The organism is Sphaerochaeta sp. UBA5836 (genome assembly GCF_002432845.1).
Lineage (GTDB): Bacteria > Spirochaetota > Spirochaetia > Sphaerochaetales > Sphaerochaetaceae > Sphaerochaeta.
The window spans coordinates 11,093-27,147 of record NZ_DJGW01000113.1; the positions used below are offsets into that span (position 1 = coordinate 11,093).

Sequence of the window (16,055 nt, forward strand, 5' to 3'; positions counted from 1 at the left end):
GCCACGGTTCCGAGCAACAGGAAGATACAAAGCACAACAGTCAGTTTCTTCATTCCGTTCTCTCCTATTTTGTGTATAATCACAAAGAGTCTATGTAGCATCATTCTACAATCACCCTGTAGCCTTGTCAAACAAAGAAATGCGGCAACCTATTAAGTTTAAAAATACACAAACCATTATGAAAAAAACACTTATGCCGAAATACCGAATAAAGGGCGCAATCGATGCCTGCATTTCGTTTTCAACACTACAAACACAAAGAAATCGCAACAATTTGTGACAAAAAAGCTCCCGACCGGGAGCTTTGGCGATGTGTCTTATCGACCCTGCTCTTCTTCGAGGCAGGCCAAAATGAATGGACCCACACCCTTGAAATCATCCTCCACCACCGGCTCGCAGATATAATAGTGGAACGAGCCGTCCCGATAGGGATTGCCTCCCAAGCCTGCCACACTGCAGATGCCCCCGAGGTGCAGCTGCCCGCTCTCGTCCTTTCTTAGGTACGTAGACTTTATCCCTTCAAGGGCCTTCACAGCCCGGGTGCGGTACAGGTCATTGGAACACAGCCCGGTCCGGAGAGACTTAAGCAGGCTGTAGGCGAACATGCTGGTGCAGGATGTCTCCAGATAATTGCCGTCCCGGCCTGCCTTATCCACCACCTGATACCACATTCCGCTCTCATCCTGGAACTTCAGCAGTGCGTCCAGTACGGATAGCAGAATCTTGGCCATTTCACCCCGCTTCGGATGCGAGGAAGGAAGGAAATCCAGAATATCCAGGATGGCCATGCAGTACCAACCGATCGCCCTTCCCCAGAAGTGGGGGGAGAGACCGGTTTCAAGGTCCGACCATCGTTGGCCGCGTGACTCATCATAGGCATGGTACAGCAATCCGGTCTTTTCATCCCGCAGTGTCTGGTATACCTTGATCACCTGATCGACGATATCGTCGAATCCGGTGCTGTCACCGCTGACCTTGCAGTACTGGGCGTTGAAAGGTCCCTGCATATAGACACCGTCCAGCCAAATCTGCCAAGGATAGATTTCCTTATGCCAGAATACACCACTCAATGTCCTGGGCTGCGACGCCAACTGCTGCTTGAGCAGTTTTGCAGCGAGCAGAAATCGGTTTTCCTTGGTTTGTTCATACAGGGCAAACAGATTCCTGCCTGCATTGATCTGGTCAAGATTGTATTCACCCAGTCTATAGGCTGCAATCCGGCCATCATCGGCTATGAGTGGATCATACATCGAGTATGCCCAATCAAAGAACTCTTTCCTGCCGTATGCTTTTCCCACCAGCAGGCAGCTGTGTATCACCAAGCCGTGTTCATAATGCCAGCGCATATGTATAGGCTTGTACCGTGCTATCACACTTTGAGCCATTGCCAGCGAGAGGTGTTCACCCCAGTCCATCATGCGTATATTCCTATTTTCGAGGGGTCAAACCGACCGCCACCTCCAACAAGGAGGCGGTCGGAACCAATGTACTCAGCACGCTTAGTAGAGCAGGTTGTTTTCCTTGGCAAAGGCAACGCCCTTGTCATTCCAATCCTGTCCGCCAAGCTTCTTGAACTCGTCAAGCCACTTGTTCCAGTTGTCTTTGGTCAAGGCTCGCTTGCCGGTGATGAACTCGCTCAAGCCCTGCTCGTAGAAGCGCTTGAGGTCTGCATTGGGAATAGGAAGAGTATCCGAACCAATTGCAGGAGTCCATTTCTTGGTCTGCATTATGCGCAGTACTTCAAGAGCGGACATCTCTTTCTTGCTGGTCTCGGTGATATACTTCGGGTAGCGGGCATAGAGCTCGATATCGCCGTTGTAGAACACCATGTTGCGCAGCTGGGTGACCGTCTGGCCGCCGGGAGCGCTGAAAGCAAGATTGGGATCAGGAAGGTTGGCTGCCACAGGAATGCCATTGGCATCCTTGGTGTAGTTTACGCCCTCGACACCCCAGCCGAGCAGATAGTAGCCCTCATCGGAAGCCATCCACTCCAAAAGCTCGGCAATCTTGTCTTTCTTGCCTTCCTTCTCAGCCTTTGCACTGATGGCATAGATGCGGAAGTTGGCGGTGTAAGGTCCGATGGAAGCGTGTCCCTTCGGTCCCTTCGGAGCATCGATGACAATCCACTCACCGTTGGGGAAGTTCTTGTCAAACGGAGCATAGTTTGCCTGGGCTGCGAAAGCGGCATTCTGCTCGCGCATGATGCCGAAACGTCCCTGCTTCCAAGCCGCACGGAAGTCGTCCTTCTTGTACGCAAGCCAGTTGGGATCGATGATGCCTTCATCAACCATCTGCTTCAGATAGCTCATGGCGTCATAGAATTCGGGCTTGAAAAGGTTCAGACCGGCTGAAGAGACAGTCATGTCCCACGTACCATCCACGCCGAAAGCTCCAAAGATCGGCTCAAGACGGCGCCCGGGCCAAGCTTCATAGTTGTTGATTTCCTGGAAAGCCCCATAGCCGTAGGTGTCGTTCTTTCCATTTCCATCCGGATCCTTGAAGGTGAAGGCGCGCATGACTTCAAGCAGTTCATCGGTGGTGGTGGGAACAGCAAGACCAAGCTTGTCAAGCCAGTCCTTGCGGATCAAAAGGCCTTCGTTCTTGATGATCGAACCCGGATCGGCCAGACCATAGGACTTGCCGTTGAAACGGGCATGGTTGCGGCTGACTTCATCGTAGTGGGTCTTGGTACGGATCGGCATCTTTGCATACATGTCATCAACCGATGCAATCAAGCCCTGCGGGACCAAGCGGGCAAGCACATCGCGACGGACCATGAACAGGTCGGGAAGGTTGTTGGCGGCGGCTGCAGCCTGCACCTTGACGTCCTGATCGCTCTCATTGGAAGGGAGAGCCGTCAGCTTGAGATCGATGTTCAACTTATCCTTAATGATCTGAAAGCCAACCCAATCAGCCGGAGGTGGTCCAGCTTCGGTGATGGCGGCGCCATACCACAACTCGATGGTCACCGGACCAGCGGGTTTTGCGGCTTCGGCAGTACCCTGACTGAAAAGCGGGAGAGAGACGAGAGATAGCAACGCGATAAGTGCGATGCATACGATACACTGTTTCTTCATAGCAAATCCTCCTTATGGAATACCAAACCAACGTTACTCGAATCAAACCAGGAAGCAGGCTCAGCCTTTTACGCTTCCCAGCAAGGTTCCCTTGGTAAAATACTTTTGGATGAATGGATAGGCGATGACCATCGGAATGGCGCTCATAAAGACCGAAGCGGCCTTGATGGCGGCAATCGGGGCCTCACCGAAAGCATTCACCTCTACGTATTCATTCATACCACTGGCCATCAGGATGTTGCGCAGCAGAATCGGAAGCGGCTGCAGCTTGTTGCTGTTCAGGTAGAGCATTGCATGGAAGAAGTCATTCCAGAACGATACCCCGTAGAACAGTCCGATGGTCATAATGATTGCCTTGCTCAAAGGCAGGATGATCTTAAGCAATACCTGAATTTCTGAAGCTCCATCAATCTGTGCCGACTCTTTCAACTCATTGGGAATGCCTTCGAAGAAAGAGCGCATGATCAGGCAGTTGTACGTGCTGATGGCTCCCGGCAAAAAGACTGCGGCAAGCTTGTCAATCAGGCCGAGATTGGTAACCAAGAGGTAGGAAGGAATCATACCAACATTGAATACATAGGGAATAATGACCAACAGGTTCAAATACCGTCTGCCGGGCAGGCTGGGGATGGAGAGCACATAGGCCAGGGGAATGGTCAAGAGCAGGGCTGTTGCCACACCGCCGATGAGAATCTTGATGCTGTTGCCGAATGCCAGAATGAAACCGGCGTTGCCCAGCAGTGCCTTGTAGGCTGCCGTCGACCAATTCCAAGGGGCGAGGAACATTCCTTCCAAGTTATTGCCGATATAGTCGTTGGGCCTGAAGGAGAGGGTGATCGTACTCCAAAGGGGAATGGCGATGATAATCAAGAGAAGCACGAGAAATACATCAACGACGAAGTTGAAACTATGGTCGGCTGCAGTGGGTTTCACTGTCACCGAGGTGAATCGATTGGTTTGTTTCTTGTGTGCCATCATCATCTTCCTCCTAGTAGAGAGAGTTTCCGCCGAAACGTTTGACCAACCGGTTGGAACCGAGGATCAGGAACATGCCGATGACCCCCTTGAACAAACCGACGGCTGTTGCGAGTCCAAACTGGAATTCCAGCAGGCCTTGGCGGTACACCCAGGTATCGATGATGTCGGCAACCGAGAGAACCGGTGTCGAATAGAGCATGAAGATTTGGTTGAAGCCTGCATCCAGGATGGTTCCCAATCTGAGCAGGACGACGATGACGATGACCGGTCGGATGGAAGGAAGGGTGATGTAGCGAACCCGTTGCCAGGAGTTTGCACCCTCAACCAGGGCGGCCTCGAACAGGGATGGGTCGATGCCCATCAGGGCGGCAATGAAGATGATGGCGCTCCAGCCCATCTCCTTCCAGGCATCACTGAGAATGACTATCCACGGGAAGGACTTGGTATTGGTTAAAAAATCGATGGGTTTGCCACCGAAGAGCTTGATGATGTCGTTCAAGATTCCATCACCGGGAGCCAGAAGGGCCAAAAGAATACCATACATGATGACCCAGGAAAGGAAGTGTGGAAGATAGGCCAAGGTCTGCACAACCTTGCTCAACCTGGGGTGGTTGCTCTCATAGATGGCGATTGCCAGGATGATTGCAAGCGGCAGGCTGAATATCAATTTTCCGAAACTATACATCAAGGTATTGCGCAGCAGCTCCACGAAGTAATAGGAGTGGACGAAGGTCTTAAAATGCTCAAGCCCTATCCATCGGCTCCCAAGCACTCCGTCGAGTGCCATGTAATCCTTGAAGGCGATCTGCCCGTTGAAAATCGGAACATACTTGAAAATGATGTAATACACCAAGGGTATTGCAAGAAGGACATAGACCGACCTATGCCGCTTGATATCCCGCATTAATTGGGTATGTCTACTTCTTTCTGCCATATACTTGTAAACCTCACAGCCTAAGCATAGGGCAGAAGAAAAGGGATTATGCAGAGCGGCTCTTGGACTTTTCCGACTTTTTTACCCGTATTCGTCGATGAATCCCTCCAAGAATCCCTGTCCTCAGCATGCAAAGAAGCCCCTCGACTACTATACGGAAAACCATGTCGCCTACTACCAGCATTTAGCCGATGCATTCGGAGCATCGGACAAGATGCTTGAATTCTTTTCATAGCGGATCTAGAGGGACAGGTCCGCTATCTCATTCCAAGTGTGCCCTGGTATGTGGATGGATTGCTGTTGATGGATTTCGACACCACCCAGACAACGAGAAAGTTCCAACTCAACCTGGGAGGCAGATTCAACTACATGATTCATCGTCTGTTCATCACCTATGCCGGATTGGAACTCGTCATCAACAATGGCTTTACCAATTTCTCATCGCTTGCCTTCACTGCCGGAACGTCCCTCAGACTCCGCCAGGCATTCAATCGGCTCGGTTCCTCAGCGTGCGGTACTGCAGTGTAAACCTGATGAAAACGTATGCATAGAATGCAACCATGATCAGGTAAAAATAGAGCAACGCGCGATGGGGATCCGAGCCCGGATTGCTGATCTGCAGGATGGTCTGGGGGATGATCACCAAGAAGAAGAGAATCAACAGGGGGACCATGCGTCCCTTGAAGACACGGCCGATGAAAGCAAGTCGTGAAGCCTCATCGCAGAAAATCTCTTCCTTGCCCTGCATGCTCGCTGCACTCTTTCTAAAATAACTGTACCCCAAAAAGTCAAACAGGTACTCCCACCCGCAATCCTTGAACATATTCACATAGGTCTCCTGAGAGCCCAATCCCTGTTGGTGATAGTCGAGCTGGTAGACCACATCCTCTTTTTCACAAGCCTCGAAGAGGTAGATGCCGGGAAATGTCAAGTGAACCAGTTTCCACCCTTTCTGATGTTGGGAACGCAGGTACTCCTGCTCCTGCTCATATTCGGCAATGGTAAAAATCTTGAACTCCCGTTTCTGCTTTTTCATTCCTGTTCCTCCTGCATGGTCCTATACAACCGAGCAATCCGCTCCTTCTCTTTCTGCAGCACCTCAATACCGAGGCTGGTAATTTCATAAATTTTCCGTTTCTCCTCTTCCCGGATGAAACGGATCAAGCCATCCTTCTCCATTTTGGAAAGACTGCCGTACAGGGTCCCCGGACTGATCAGGATCTCGCCATCCGTAAGGTCCCTCACCTTTTGTACAATGCTGTAGCCGTGCATCTCCTGCTGCAGGCACAAAAGGATGTAGAAACCAGTCTCGGTCATCGGGACGTAGACTTTTCGAATATGAGCATCCATACAACCACCTTATATCGAAGCACTATGCATCGCACTGCGATATATTAAGAGAAACTTGAAGCATTCGTCAAGACCGATGATCAAGGAGTTGAAGAACGTACTTTGGTGGGAGCCATACCCTTTATTTTCCTGAACACCCTGCAAAAATATGCCTGGTCCTGGAAGCCCGTCTGGCTGGCCACCTCGTTGATCGTAAGGGTGCTCTGCTTGAGCAGGTTGGTCGCAAGATGAATTCGCTGGCGGTTGAGATAGTCCCACGGAGAGAGGCCGATCTCCTTGCGGAAGATGCGGGTAAGGTAGTCCTCGCTGACATTGACCGCCTCGGCCAGCTGCCAGCGGGAAATCGGGGTTGTTGCATGCTCCCCAAGATATACGATGGCACGCTTGACCAAGGCACCGGTCAACGGCGGCAATACTTCTTGGTGGGTAAGCAGGGTGACAATACGGGCTAGGAATTCGCTGCTCTCCATCACGAAGCGATGAGCGATGATCAGGCGGGGGATGAGGCTCAGCTGTTCGGCCTCTTCATGCGTCCAATGCTCCCTGAGAATGACTATCGGGGAGGGAGAAATTCTTCGAAGCCGCTCATACAGTGCAGGATCGAATATATCACTGATAAGCAGGCGCACCTTGTTGTTCGCATATACCTCTTCGATCTCCTGCCTTGCGCACAAGACTACATTGTCCATCATGCCCAGCTCCCCGGCAAGCGAATGTCCAAGCGATCCCATGAGGACCAACACCCCGTCCTCTTGGTTGCCGCTCTTGCTCGAAACAAGCGAGGATGCAAGACTCTCATACCCCGGTGGGGCATGGTAGCACACCATCGGCGCCTTGCTGAGGAGGGGATGATGTGCCAGCAGGTACAAGGCAAGCTGCAATTCTGCAGAGCTTCGCCGCCCGTCCCAGCCAAGGAGACTGCCTTCAAGCTGAGCAAGATTCTGCTTGTTCAACGACGAGGAGGAGAGCAATCGTACGTGGTCGAAGGCGGAGAAAAGAGGGGGAACCTCGTTCTCCTGCTCACCGCCTATATAGGTCAGCGTGGAAGAAGGCCGGGCAAGGCTTTCTCCTTCGAGGCTCGGCCAGCCCAAGCGGAAGATGATCTGATTGTCTTTCATCGATACCAATCCACCACTCATCACAATAATTCGTTGGGCGAGGGAGAGGGATGGATCCTGATTTCCCATTGAGGCTTTCCATGCAACCTGTGAGCTGATGAAAGAGAATTGCAGCCCGGGATTTTGCAGCTCGGTCTTGATGGTGACCCGACCGCCTTGCTTCTGGATGTACTGCAACACAATCTCAAAGGCTTGGAGGAGCTTTGCCCTATCACCTTGCAGCACGGGGAGGTCAGGCTCCCCTTCATAGGTGAAGGAGTGGGAGATTTTCAAGGAAAAAAGCAAATCGGAGGGGTTGAAAATGGTTCGCTCCAACTCAAAGGCTCCGGTATAGGAAAGGGTGAGGTCCAACAGGTGGGAAGCTGTACGAAGCTGTTCTTCAACCTGGTCCCTCAACGCTTCATCCTTGTCCTGAACCAACAGGAGTATCGACTCAAGAGGATTGCGCAACCCCTCACTGATATTTGCAAAGAACTCGGTACGGGCCCGCTGGGCTCGTTCGGCTTCCTCCCGCGCCTTATTGGCGGCATCGAGCAGGAACGTCCCCTTGATGGCCGAACTCAATGCGGTTCTCAGCTCTTCCATGACGCTCCCGCTGAACAGGGTGGTTCTGATGACCAGATATCCCAGTGGTTGGTTGTCCATGAACAGGGGCTCAACTACATATACACCTTCAACAAGTTTTTCCTGGATTGCCTGAGGCAGCAGAAGATGCTTGGCGAATGTCTGCTTCTCCTCCAAGAGCATGTCATTGTCATATCCACCGATATAAGTGCTCTTCTCATCGTCCTCATAGAGCACCAGATACCCGGCTTCCAACCCAAGGGTGCCCAAGTGTGTTGCCAGGAGGGCTGGTATCGAGGTGATGTTCCGTACACCCAGAAGGTCGCACTTCAGCGCATCGAGGTGCTTGGCTTGCATCGACAAGGCGTAGGCATGCTGGTGCGCAACCAAGTCCCGCTGGCGCAAAAAGAGATCACGCAGCGCACAGGCTCTCTGCTCCTTGAATGAGCTTGAGGCGAAGAAGGTGCAATACCAATGAAGAGCCTCCGAGAGAAGGTTCGGGTCTCCTCCCCGATAGAGAAATCGATGGACAAGCTCCTGGACAAGGCCAAGATAGGCTTGCTCACCCTCAGAGTCGGCCTCATCCAAAAGCCTCTGAATGTTCCTGCTTTCAGATTCCGGGACCCTGAAGCTCTGCATCAACCAGGCAAAAAACAATGAAGGTGTTCCCACACTCTGCCTTGCCTGCTCGGGACTTCCCAACGAATAGGTGCATCCGCATGATTGGCGGATAACGGGGTGCGAAGGCAGAAGAATGTCAAAGCTTGGCCCGGACCCATCCTCAAGCAGGTCTGACAGCAGGTTGAAGGACATATGCGCCAGTTCGGTGACCGGCATGCGGGCCGTCGTACAGGGAACACGAAGCAAATGGCTTTCACTGCTGTCATTGTAACCGACAATGCGGACATCGCCGGGAATCGAGTAGCCCAATGCTTCCAGCTGTTTTCCGGCAGCGAACATCATCAAATCGCTTGAACAGGCAAGGGTATCGAAATCCTTGCCGGGTTTGAGACCCCGCTGCTCGACCAGTTGGGACAAGGCTGCCGCCCCCTCGGTCCATGGATGTGGATCGGAAACCAGACGCGGGTCCAAGACCAATCCCGTCTGATCAAGGGTATCGCAATAGGCACGATAGCGATCCTGTGCCGAGTAGTGGTTCTCCGGTCCCCTGATGAATGCGATTCTCCGGCTCTTGTGCTTGGTTATGCAGTGCAGGATTATACTCTGCACCCCTGCATAGGCATCAAAGGAGACAGTAGGATACCCTTCCCGTTTCAAGCCGATGGAGACACTGGGAAGGGGGCCGAGCGTTTCCAAAAAGTCCTGGACATCCTCAACCCGGACAGATCCGGCAAGCGCTGAAGCCCAGACGAGAACCCCCTCGACCGTATCGGAGTTCACCAAAGAGTAGATTGCATTACGCAAGTACTCTTGATTCTCCTCACATTCAAGCCTTCCTCCGGGAAATACGAACAAGGATGTATGGGAAAGGCGGGCAAGATGGGCTATTTCCGACCAGAGCTCGTTTGAAGCGCCGGTATGGATCGAGGCGAGCACCAGTGCAATTTTTCTTGATCGGGCATCACTCACCGCGCTGCTCCTTTTCGGTTGGTCCCACTACCATAGGTAGTATCTGATCAAAGGTTTCCCTGTGATAAAACCAACGGTAGTACAGAAAAGTCCGCTTGTCCATCAATGGTGTGCTCCCAACCCGAGATAATCAACAACAGGATAATTCGCCTTGACAGCCCAGCGAGGAGAAGAGTATTATTTGGAACGATGTTTCAATTTTTATCCCTCGAAGCAGCGCTGAAGCGCCTGAATTATCAACTGGACCGAATCATGCCGCTGCTCACCCCCAGTGGAGTCATCCTGGGTCTTCTGCTTGGTTCACGGGTTGCGTGGATGAAACCATCGGTCACCATCCTCTTCGCACTCATTACCTTCATCGGAGGATTGGGGATCAATTCCAATGCCTTCTTTACAGTACTAAAGAAACCAAAAGCAATCCTTGTATTCATCATCGGTGCAAACTTCGTCATGCCACTGCTCACCTATGCCATCGCTTCCACTCTATTCAGAAACCAACAAGAGATTGCAACCGGCCTGATATTGCTCATGTCCATACCTACTGCAATAACCGGCTATATCTGGAGTGGAATCTATAAAGGCAACGGGGCCCTCTCCTTAACCCTCATTCTTGTCTCCACCCTGCTTGCACCCATCCTCACCCCGTACACGGTGAGTCTGCTTGCCAATACTTCGGTGCGTATCGACACAGCCGGGATGATGGTCTCTCTCCTGATTATGGTGGTCGTTCCCTCGGTAGCTGGAATTTTGATCAACAATGCAACCAAAGGCACGGTCAATGACCATATCACCCCCTGCCTCAAGCCTTTTTCCAAAATCGGTCTTTTCCTCATCATTGTAATCAATACAGCCCAAGTTTCCGAGCGGCTTTTGGCCAATGCTTCATGGGCCTACCTGCCCATCGCCCTGACATGTGCATTTCTTGCTGTGGCCGCATATCCCATCTCCCATACCCTTGGGAGAATCGCCGGCCTTGGAGTAGAAGAGAGCAAAAGCATTACCTTTGCCTCTTCAATGCGCAACATCAGTGCTGCCCTGGTCCTTGCAATCGCCTACTTCCCGGCTGAAACAGCACTTCCGGTAATTTTTGGCATCGTTTTCCAACAGAGCACCTGTGCCGTAATGGCATATTTCCTCTATGGAAGAAAAAAAGTCACGTAATATAACAAACCAACAAGGAGTATAGACCATGCAGTCAATTACCAGTGTTCATCAGAGTGTACAGAGAAAAGAAAAAGTCCTACAGTTCGGAGAGGGCAACTTCCTCCGTGCGTTTGTTGATTGGATGATCGACATCCTCAATGAGAAGACCGACTTCAACGGTAATGCAGTCCTCGTCCAGCCCCTGGATCGAGGCCTCAGCGATATGATCAACGCACAGAAGGGCTTGTACACCACCATTCTCAGGGGTGTTCAGAACAAGAAGACCGTCGAAGAGTACCGCACAATCAACAGCGTCAGCCGCTGTCTGAACCCGTACAAAGCCGATGATTACCAAGAGTACATGAAGCTCGCCTCAAGTGAGGATCTCCGCTTCATCGTCTCCAACACCACCGAGGCCGGCATCAGCTACCACAGCGGTGACAAGCTGTCCGACCAGCCGCAGGTCTCCTTCCCCGCCAAGGTATGCGCCTTTCTCTACAAACGCTACCAAGCCTTCGAGGGAGCTTTGGACAAAGGCTTGATCGTCATCCCCTGTGAACTCATCGACAAAAACGGGGACAACCTGAAGCGCATCGTCAAGCAGTATGCACAGGAATGGAATCTGGAGGCAGGCTTTATGAACTGGCTCGACGAAGCGTGCGATTTCTGCAACTCGCTGGTCGACCGCATTGTTCCCGGGTATCCGAGAGCCGAAGCCGAGGCAATCTGCAAAAAGCTGGGGTATCAGGACAACCTGCTCGATTCGGCTGAGATTTTTCATCTGTGGGTCATCGAATGCCACAAGAACTTCCACGAGGATGAATTGCCGTTCAACAAGGCAGGCCTGAATGTGGTGTGGACCAACGACATGAGCTTCTACCGCACCCGCAAGGTCCGCATCCTCAACGGGGCCCATACCATGAGCGTGCTGGCAGCCTATCAGGCCGGCCATGAAACTGTCCAGGATTGCATCGCCGACAAGGCCCTTCTCTATCCATTCATGTATCAAGGCATTTTCGAAGAAATCATACCCTCGATGGATGGATCGAAAGAGGAGCTTGAGGCATATGCAGCCGATGTATTGGAACGCTTTGAGAATCCCTACAATCCTCATCAGCTGCTCTCCATATCGCTGAACTCAGTCTCCAAGTTCAAAACCAGGAACCTTCCTTCCCTCTTGGGATACAAGGAAAAGGTCGGCAAGCTGCCCAAGCGGCTGGTCTTTGCCCTTTCCGCTCTGATCAGCTTCTACGAAGGAACCGAGTATGAAGGTTCAGCCCTCAAGGGAAGCAGGGCGGGTGAGACCTACCTGATCCAGGACAGCCCTGAGATTCTTGAAACGTTTGCATCCCTCTATGCAGCAAAAGACGATCCGAAGGCAAAGGCACAGCGTCTTGCCAAGGCGGTATTGTCCAATACCACCTGGTGGGCCCAGGACCTGACCAAGATCGAGGGACTCGAGCAGGCGGTGGCCGCAAACCTCGAGGCTATCTGGACAGTCGGTATGAAAGAAGCTCTTGCGGCTCTCTGACGAACCAGAAGGAGGAGCAGATATGCAGACCTATTCCGTTTTGAAGGTCCATCCCGATGACTCGGTTGCAGTTGCCATCCGTCCCCTTGCAAAAGGGGATGTGGTCGATGTTGCAGGCCTTAAGATCTCCCTTATGACAGATATCCCCTCCGGCCATAAGTTCGCCCTCAGGGCCATAGTCAAGGGGGAGAAGGTCATCAAGTACGGCGCTCCGATCGGGTATGCCGTCACTGATATCGCCTGTGGCGAGCATGTGCATGCCAGCAATATCAAAACCACGCTCAGCGACCACGCCGAGTATGGATACGACAAGGAGCTTTCAGAGCGGTTTGCACAAAAGGCGGAGCAGCGCAGAGCAGCATGGAAAGGCAAGATTCCCGCCATCAAGGCGTATCGCAGAGCGAACGGAACCATCGGCATCCGCAACGAACTTTGGATCGTCCCGACTGTCGGATGTGTCAACAAGATTGCTGAAAACCTGGTTTCATGGGCTCAACAAAATCTGGAAAAAGCACCCTTTTACGATGGGATCCACGTCTGGTCGCACCCCTACGGGTGTTCCCAGCTCGGGGATGACCATGAGGCGACACGCACCATCCTTTCCGATCTTGTTCATCACCCCAATGCAGGCGGTGTCCTGGTACTCTCGCTCGGCTGCGAGAACAATACCCCGGAATCTTTCCGTGCCTTGGTGGGCAAGGTTGACGAGAACCGGGTGAAGTTCCTCACCACCCAGGAAGTCAGTGATGAACTTGAGGAGAGCAAGCGGCTCTTGACCGAGCTGTATGAGGCAATGAGAGACGACAAACGTGAGGAGGTCGGCATGGACAACCTCATCGTCGGCTTCAAGTGCGGCGGCAGCGACGGGCTGAGCGGCATCACGGCAAATCCCCTGGTCGGTCGTTTCTGTGATGCTCTGACTGCCATGGGCGGCACGGGAATCCTGACCGAGGTTCCCGAGATGTTCGGGGCGGAGCAGCTGTTGATGAACCGTGCGGTGGATGAGCAGGTGTACAACCAGATTGTTGCCCTGATCAACGACTTCAAGCAGTACTTTGTAAAACACGATCAGGTTGTGTATGAAAACCCATCTCCGGGCAACAAGGCCGGCGGCATATCCACTCTCGAGGACAAAAGCCTTGGCTGCATCCAGAAAGGCGGTCAGGCCATGATCACCGATGTCCTGGGATATGGGGATCGTATCAAGAAGAGGGGGCTCAACCTGCTCAACGGTCCGGGCAACGACATTGTCTCCACTACGGCCCTTACCGCTTCCGGCGCCCATATCATTCTCTTCACCACCGGCCGTGGAACGCCCCTCGGATCTCCGGTGCCGACGATCAAGATCTCTTCAAACAGCGCACTTGCCGAAAAGAAGGCGCATTGGATCGATTTCGATGCGGGACGGCTCTTGCAGGAGGATGAAGAGACAGTCCTTGCCGACTTCATCACCCTCATCCAAAGGGTTGCAAGTGGAGAGGCGATGGCAAAGAATGAAGAAAACGGGTATGCCGAAATTTCACTGTTCAAGGATGGGGTCATCCTCTAAGGACACACAATAAGGAGAAACATCATGAAAAAGTTTATGGATGAGCATTTTTTACTCCAGACCAAAACCGCTCAGACCCTCTATCATGAGTATGCCAAAGATGCAATGATCTTTGACTACCATTGTCACCTCAATCCGAGCGAAATCGCCAACAACAAGCGGTTCACCACCATCACCGATGCCTGGCTTGGCGGAGACCACTACAAGTGGAGAGCCATGCGGGCCAACGGGATACCCGAAGAACTGGTAACCGGCAAGGATGCCGATCCCTTCGACAAGTTCATGGCATGGGCGTCCACCATGGAACATGCTTTGGGCAACCCGCTCTACCACTGGACCCATTTGGAGTTGCAGCGCTACTTCGGCATTCATGAAGTGCTGAACACCAAGAGTGCAAAGTCCATCTATGAGGAAGCCAACCGACAGTTCAAGGAAAACGAGAACCTATCGGTGAAAGGCATCATGAAACAGTTCAAAGTCTATGCAGTGGGGACGACCGATGATCCGGCCGACGACCTTGCTTTCCATGCTCAGATCGCCAAGCAGAAGGACTTCCCTGCAAAGGTTATTCCCTCATATCGTCCCGACAAGGCATTGGCAATCGAAAAGGATACGTTCCTCTCCTATATCGACAGCCTTGCAAAGGCCTGCGGCAAGAAGATCGAGAGGGCGAGCGATGTTGTCGAGGCTCTCATCGACCGTCTCGATTTCTTTGTAAGCATGGGCTGCAAAGCATCCGACCACGCGCTCATAACCGCTCCCGCAATCTTTAAAAGTGAGAGCGATGTGAACGCAATCTTTGCAAAGAAACTGGCAGGGGCGACACTCTCCTGTGAAGAAGTGGAGGCCTATAAGACCTTTGTACTCACCCATTTGGCAAAAGCCTATGCAAAGCGGGACATCGCAATGCAGCTGCACTTTGCCGCAATCCGTGACAACAACAGCATGATGTTCAAGAAACTCGGACCCGATACAGGGTACGACGCTTCTCATGACAAGGAACTGGCTGCATCCCTCTCTTCATTCTTGAACAATCTCTCAGCCACAGGCGAAGTCCCCAAGACCATCCTGTACACCCTCAATCCCAAGGACTATTACTCCCTGGCCACGTTGATGGGTTGCTATCAGGATGGAATCCCGGGTAAAATGCAACTTGGTTCAGCCTGGTGGTTCGCAGACCACAAGGACGGCATGGAAGAGCAGATGAAAATCCTGGGTAATGTGGGACTCCTTCCCCGTTTCATCGGCATGCTCACCGACAGCCGATCCTTCCTCTCCTACTCCCGCCACGAGTATTTCAGAAGGATTCTCTGCAATATTTTCGGCACCTGGGCTGAAGAGGGCGAGGTTCCCTATGACCTCGAGATGCTCGGCAAGGTCGTACAGGACATCTCCTTCGGCAATGCCAAAGCCTATTTTGAGGGGTAAACCGATGGCAAAGAAAGAAACCGATTCAGGAAATGAAAAGATGCAAACAAGCGGAGTAATACGCACCATCGTCATCCTTGAGACACTCGCCAGGCATCAAACCATCAACCTGGAAAGCCTGGCAAAGGAAACGAAATTGCCAAAAGCCACCCTGCTTCGGTTCCTCTCTACGTTGGTCAACCTCGGGTATGTCTATCGCTCTCCCAGCGACCTCTACAGCCTTACGTTGAAGATGTTCAGTGTGGGATCCCACGGACTTGAGCACATCGATCTCATCCAAATCGCCAACCCCGTCGCACAACAATTGTGCGAGGAGCTTGGCGAGACGGTACATATGGGAGTGTTGGAGGACGACGAGGCGGTATACATCCTCAAGAAGGAATCGTCGTTCACCATCCGCATGTACTCTCGGGTGGGAAAGACCATTCCGTTGTACTGTACTGCCATCGGCAAGATTCTTCTCAGTGATATGAACGAGCGTGAACTCTCCTCCTACCTTGACAAGGTGAGTCTCAAGCCCTTCACACCCAATACGCTTCGTGACAGTCAAGCACTCAAGCAGGAGCTTACGCTGATCCGAAGTCAGGGTTGGGCGTGGGACAACGAGGAGCACGAGATGGGAACGCTGTGTATAGGAGCTCCGATCAGGGACTATACCGGCAAAACGATAGCAGCCATGAGTGTCTCCTGGCCGCTATTCAGGTTCAATCTTGAGGAGAAACAACGGATTGTCTCCTCGATACTCAAAGCCTGTACAAGCCTTTCCAAGCTGCTTGGCTGGACTGAGGAGTGA

13 protein-coding genes are annotated in these 16,055 nt (G+C 52.3%); 6 read left to right on the forward strand and 7 right to left on the reverse strand.

Annotation, left to right across the window (positions count from 1 at the left end; all coding sequences use genetic code 11):
- Positions 1 to 317 precede the first annotated feature (317 nt).
- The 4 genes from B3F49_RS11420 to B3F49_RS11435 form a co-directional block, all read right to left on the reverse strand.
- Positions 318 to 1,418, reverse strand: a complete 1,101-nt coding sequence (locus tag B3F49_RS11420) for a glycoside hydrolase family 88/105 protein (RefSeq protein ID WP_293911189.1) — start codon at positions 1,416 to 1,418, stop codon at positions 318 to 320.
- Positions 1,419 to 1,499: 81 nt separating this feature from the next.
- Positions 1,500 to 3,077: an extracellular solute-binding protein gene (locus tag B3F49_RS11425; protein ID WP_293911191.1), complete on the reverse strand. Its 1,578-nt coding sequence runs from the start codon at positions 3,075 to 3,077 to the stop codon at positions 1,500 to 1,502.
- A gap of 60 nt (positions 3,078 to 3,137) precedes the next feature.
- Entirely contained in the window at positions 3,138 to 4,052 is a 915-nt protein-coding gene (locus B3F49_RS11430) for a carbohydrate ABC transporter permease (protein WP_293890565.1), read from the reverse strand.
- Positions 4,053 to 4,065: 13 nt separating this feature from the next.
- Positions 4,066 to 4,959, reverse strand: a complete 894-nt coding sequence (locus tag B3F49_RS11435; RefSeq protein WP_298505491.1) for an ABC transporter permease — start codon at positions 4,957 to 4,959, stop codon at positions 4,066 to 4,068.
- A 303-nt stretch (positions 4,960 to 5,262) separates the two neighbouring features.
- On the opposite strand from B3F49_RS11435, the gene B3F49_RS11440 reads away from it, so the two are divergent.
- The gene (locus tag B3F49_RS11440; protein WP_293911195.1) at positions 5,263 to 5,517 is read left to right on the forward strand and encodes a hypothetical protein; all 255 of its coding nucleotides are present in this window, start codon (positions 5,263 to 5,265) and stop codon (positions 5,515 to 5,517) included.
- Here B3F49_RS11440 and B3F49_RS11445 read toward each other — a convergent pair.
- The 3 genes from B3F49_RS11445 to B3F49_RS11455 form a co-directional block, all read right to left on the reverse strand.
- On the reverse strand, positions 5,477 to 6,025 hold the full coding sequence (locus tag B3F49_RS11445) for a DUF2812 domain-containing protein (protein WP_293911198.1): 549 nt from the start codon (positions 6,023 to 6,025) through the stop codon (positions 5,477 to 5,479). The genes B3F49_RS11440 and B3F49_RS11445 overlap by 41 nt on opposite strands.
- Complete coding sequence (locus B3F49_RS11450) at positions 6,022 to 6,339, reverse strand: PadR family transcriptional regulator (protein WP_293890561.1); 318 nt, start codon at positions 6,337 to 6,339, stop codon at positions 6,022 to 6,024. The genes B3F49_RS11445 and B3F49_RS11450 overlap by 4 nt, the downstream gene beginning before the upstream one ends.
- 80 nt (positions 6,340 to 6,419) lie before the next feature.
- Complete coding sequence (locus B3F49_RS11455; protein WP_293911201.1) at positions 6,420 to 9,611, reverse strand: helix-turn-helix domain-containing protein; 3,192 nt, start codon at positions 9,609 to 9,611, stop codon at positions 6,420 to 6,422.
- A gap of 189 nt (positions 9,612 to 9,800) precedes the next feature.
- Here B3F49_RS11455 and B3F49_RS11460 point away from each other — a divergent pair, with 189 nt between their 5' ends.
- The 5 genes from B3F49_RS11460 to B3F49_RS11480 are packed head-to-tail and all read left to right on the forward strand — an operon-like array spanning position 9,801 to position 16,055.
- A complete protein-coding gene (locus B3F49_RS11460) occupies positions 9,801 to 10,772 on the forward strand; it encodes a bile acid:sodium symporter family protein (RefSeq protein WP_293911204.1) in 972 nt (323 codons plus the stop codon).
- Positions 10,773 to 10,800: 28 nt separating this feature from the next.
- Positions 10,801 to 12,285 (forward strand): tagaturonate reductase, encoded by a 1,485-nt coding sequence (locus B3F49_RS11465; protein ID WP_293911206.1) that lies wholly within the window; start codon positions 10,801 to 10,803, stop codon positions 12,283 to 12,285.
- 22 nt (positions 12,286 to 12,307) lie between these two features.
- Positions 12,308 to 13,834 carry a UxaA family hydrolase gene (locus B3F49_RS11470; RefSeq protein ID WP_293911209.1) on the forward strand — a complete coding sequence of 509 codons (1,527 nt, stop codon included), beginning with the start codon at positions 12,308 to 12,310 and terminating at the stop codon, positions 13,832 to 13,834.
- A 24-nt stretch (positions 13,835 to 13,858) separates the two neighbouring features.
- Positions 13,859 to 15,262: a glucuronate isomerase gene (gene uxaC / locus B3F49_RS11475; RefSeq protein WP_293891154.1), complete on the forward strand. Its 1,404-nt coding sequence runs from the start codon at positions 13,859 to 13,861 to the stop codon at positions 15,260 to 15,262.
- Positions 15,263 to 15,266: 4 nt separating this feature from the next.
- Positions 15,267 to 16,055, forward strand: a complete 789-nt coding sequence (locus B3F49_RS11480; RefSeq protein WP_293911211.1) for an IclR family transcriptional regulator — start codon at positions 15,267 to 15,269, stop codon at positions 16,053 to 16,055.

What these genes read in the sequence shown, in the direction of transcription:
- B3F49_RS11470 (WP_293911209.1), top strand. Translation starts at nt 12,308, where the DNA reads ATGCAGACCTATTCCGTTTTGAAGGTCCATCCCGATGACTCGGTTGCA.
- B3F49_RS11435 (WP_298505491.1), bottom strand. Translation starts at nt 4,959, where the DNA reads ATGCGGGATATCAAGCGGCATAGGTCGGTCTATGTCCTTCTTGCAATA.
- B3F49_RS11450 (WP_293890561.1), bottom strand. Translation starts at nt 6,339, where the DNA reads ATGGATGCTCATATTCGAAAAGTCTACGTCCCGATGACCGAGACTGGT.
- B3F49_RS11460 (WP_293911204.1), top strand. Translation starts at nt 9,801, where the DNA reads ATGTTTCAATTTTTATCCCTCGAAGCAGCGCTGAAGCGCCTGAATTAT.
- B3F49_RS11465 (WP_293911206.1), top strand. Translation starts at nt 10,801, where the DNA reads ATGCAGTCAATTACCAGTGTTCATCAGAGTGTACAGAGAAAAGAAAAA.
- uxaC (WP_293891154.1), top strand. Translation starts at nt 13,859, where the DNA reads ATGAAAAAGTTTATGGATGAGCATTTTTTACTCCAGACCAAAACCGCT.
- B3F49_RS11480 (WP_293911211.1), top strand. Translation starts at nt 15,267, where the DNA reads ATGGCAAAGAAAGAAACCGATTCAGGAAATGAAAAGATGCAAACAAGC.
- B3F49_RS11425 (WP_293911191.1), bottom strand. Translation starts at nt 3,077, where the DNA reads ATGAAGAAACAGTGTATCGTATGCATCGCACTTATCGCGTTGCTATCT.
- B3F49_RS11420 (WP_293911189.1), bottom strand. Translation starts at nt 1,418, where the DNA reads ATGATGGACTGGGGTGAACACCTCTCGCTGGCAATGGCTCAAAGTGTG.
- B3F49_RS11430 (WP_293890565.1), bottom strand. Translation starts at nt 4,052, where the DNA reads ATGGCACACAAGAAACAAACCAATCGATTCACCTCGGTGACAGTGAAA.
- B3F49_RS11445 (WP_293911198.1), bottom strand. Translation starts at nt 6,025, where the DNA reads ATGAAAAAGCAGAAACGGGAGTTCAAGATTTTTACCATTGCCGAATAT.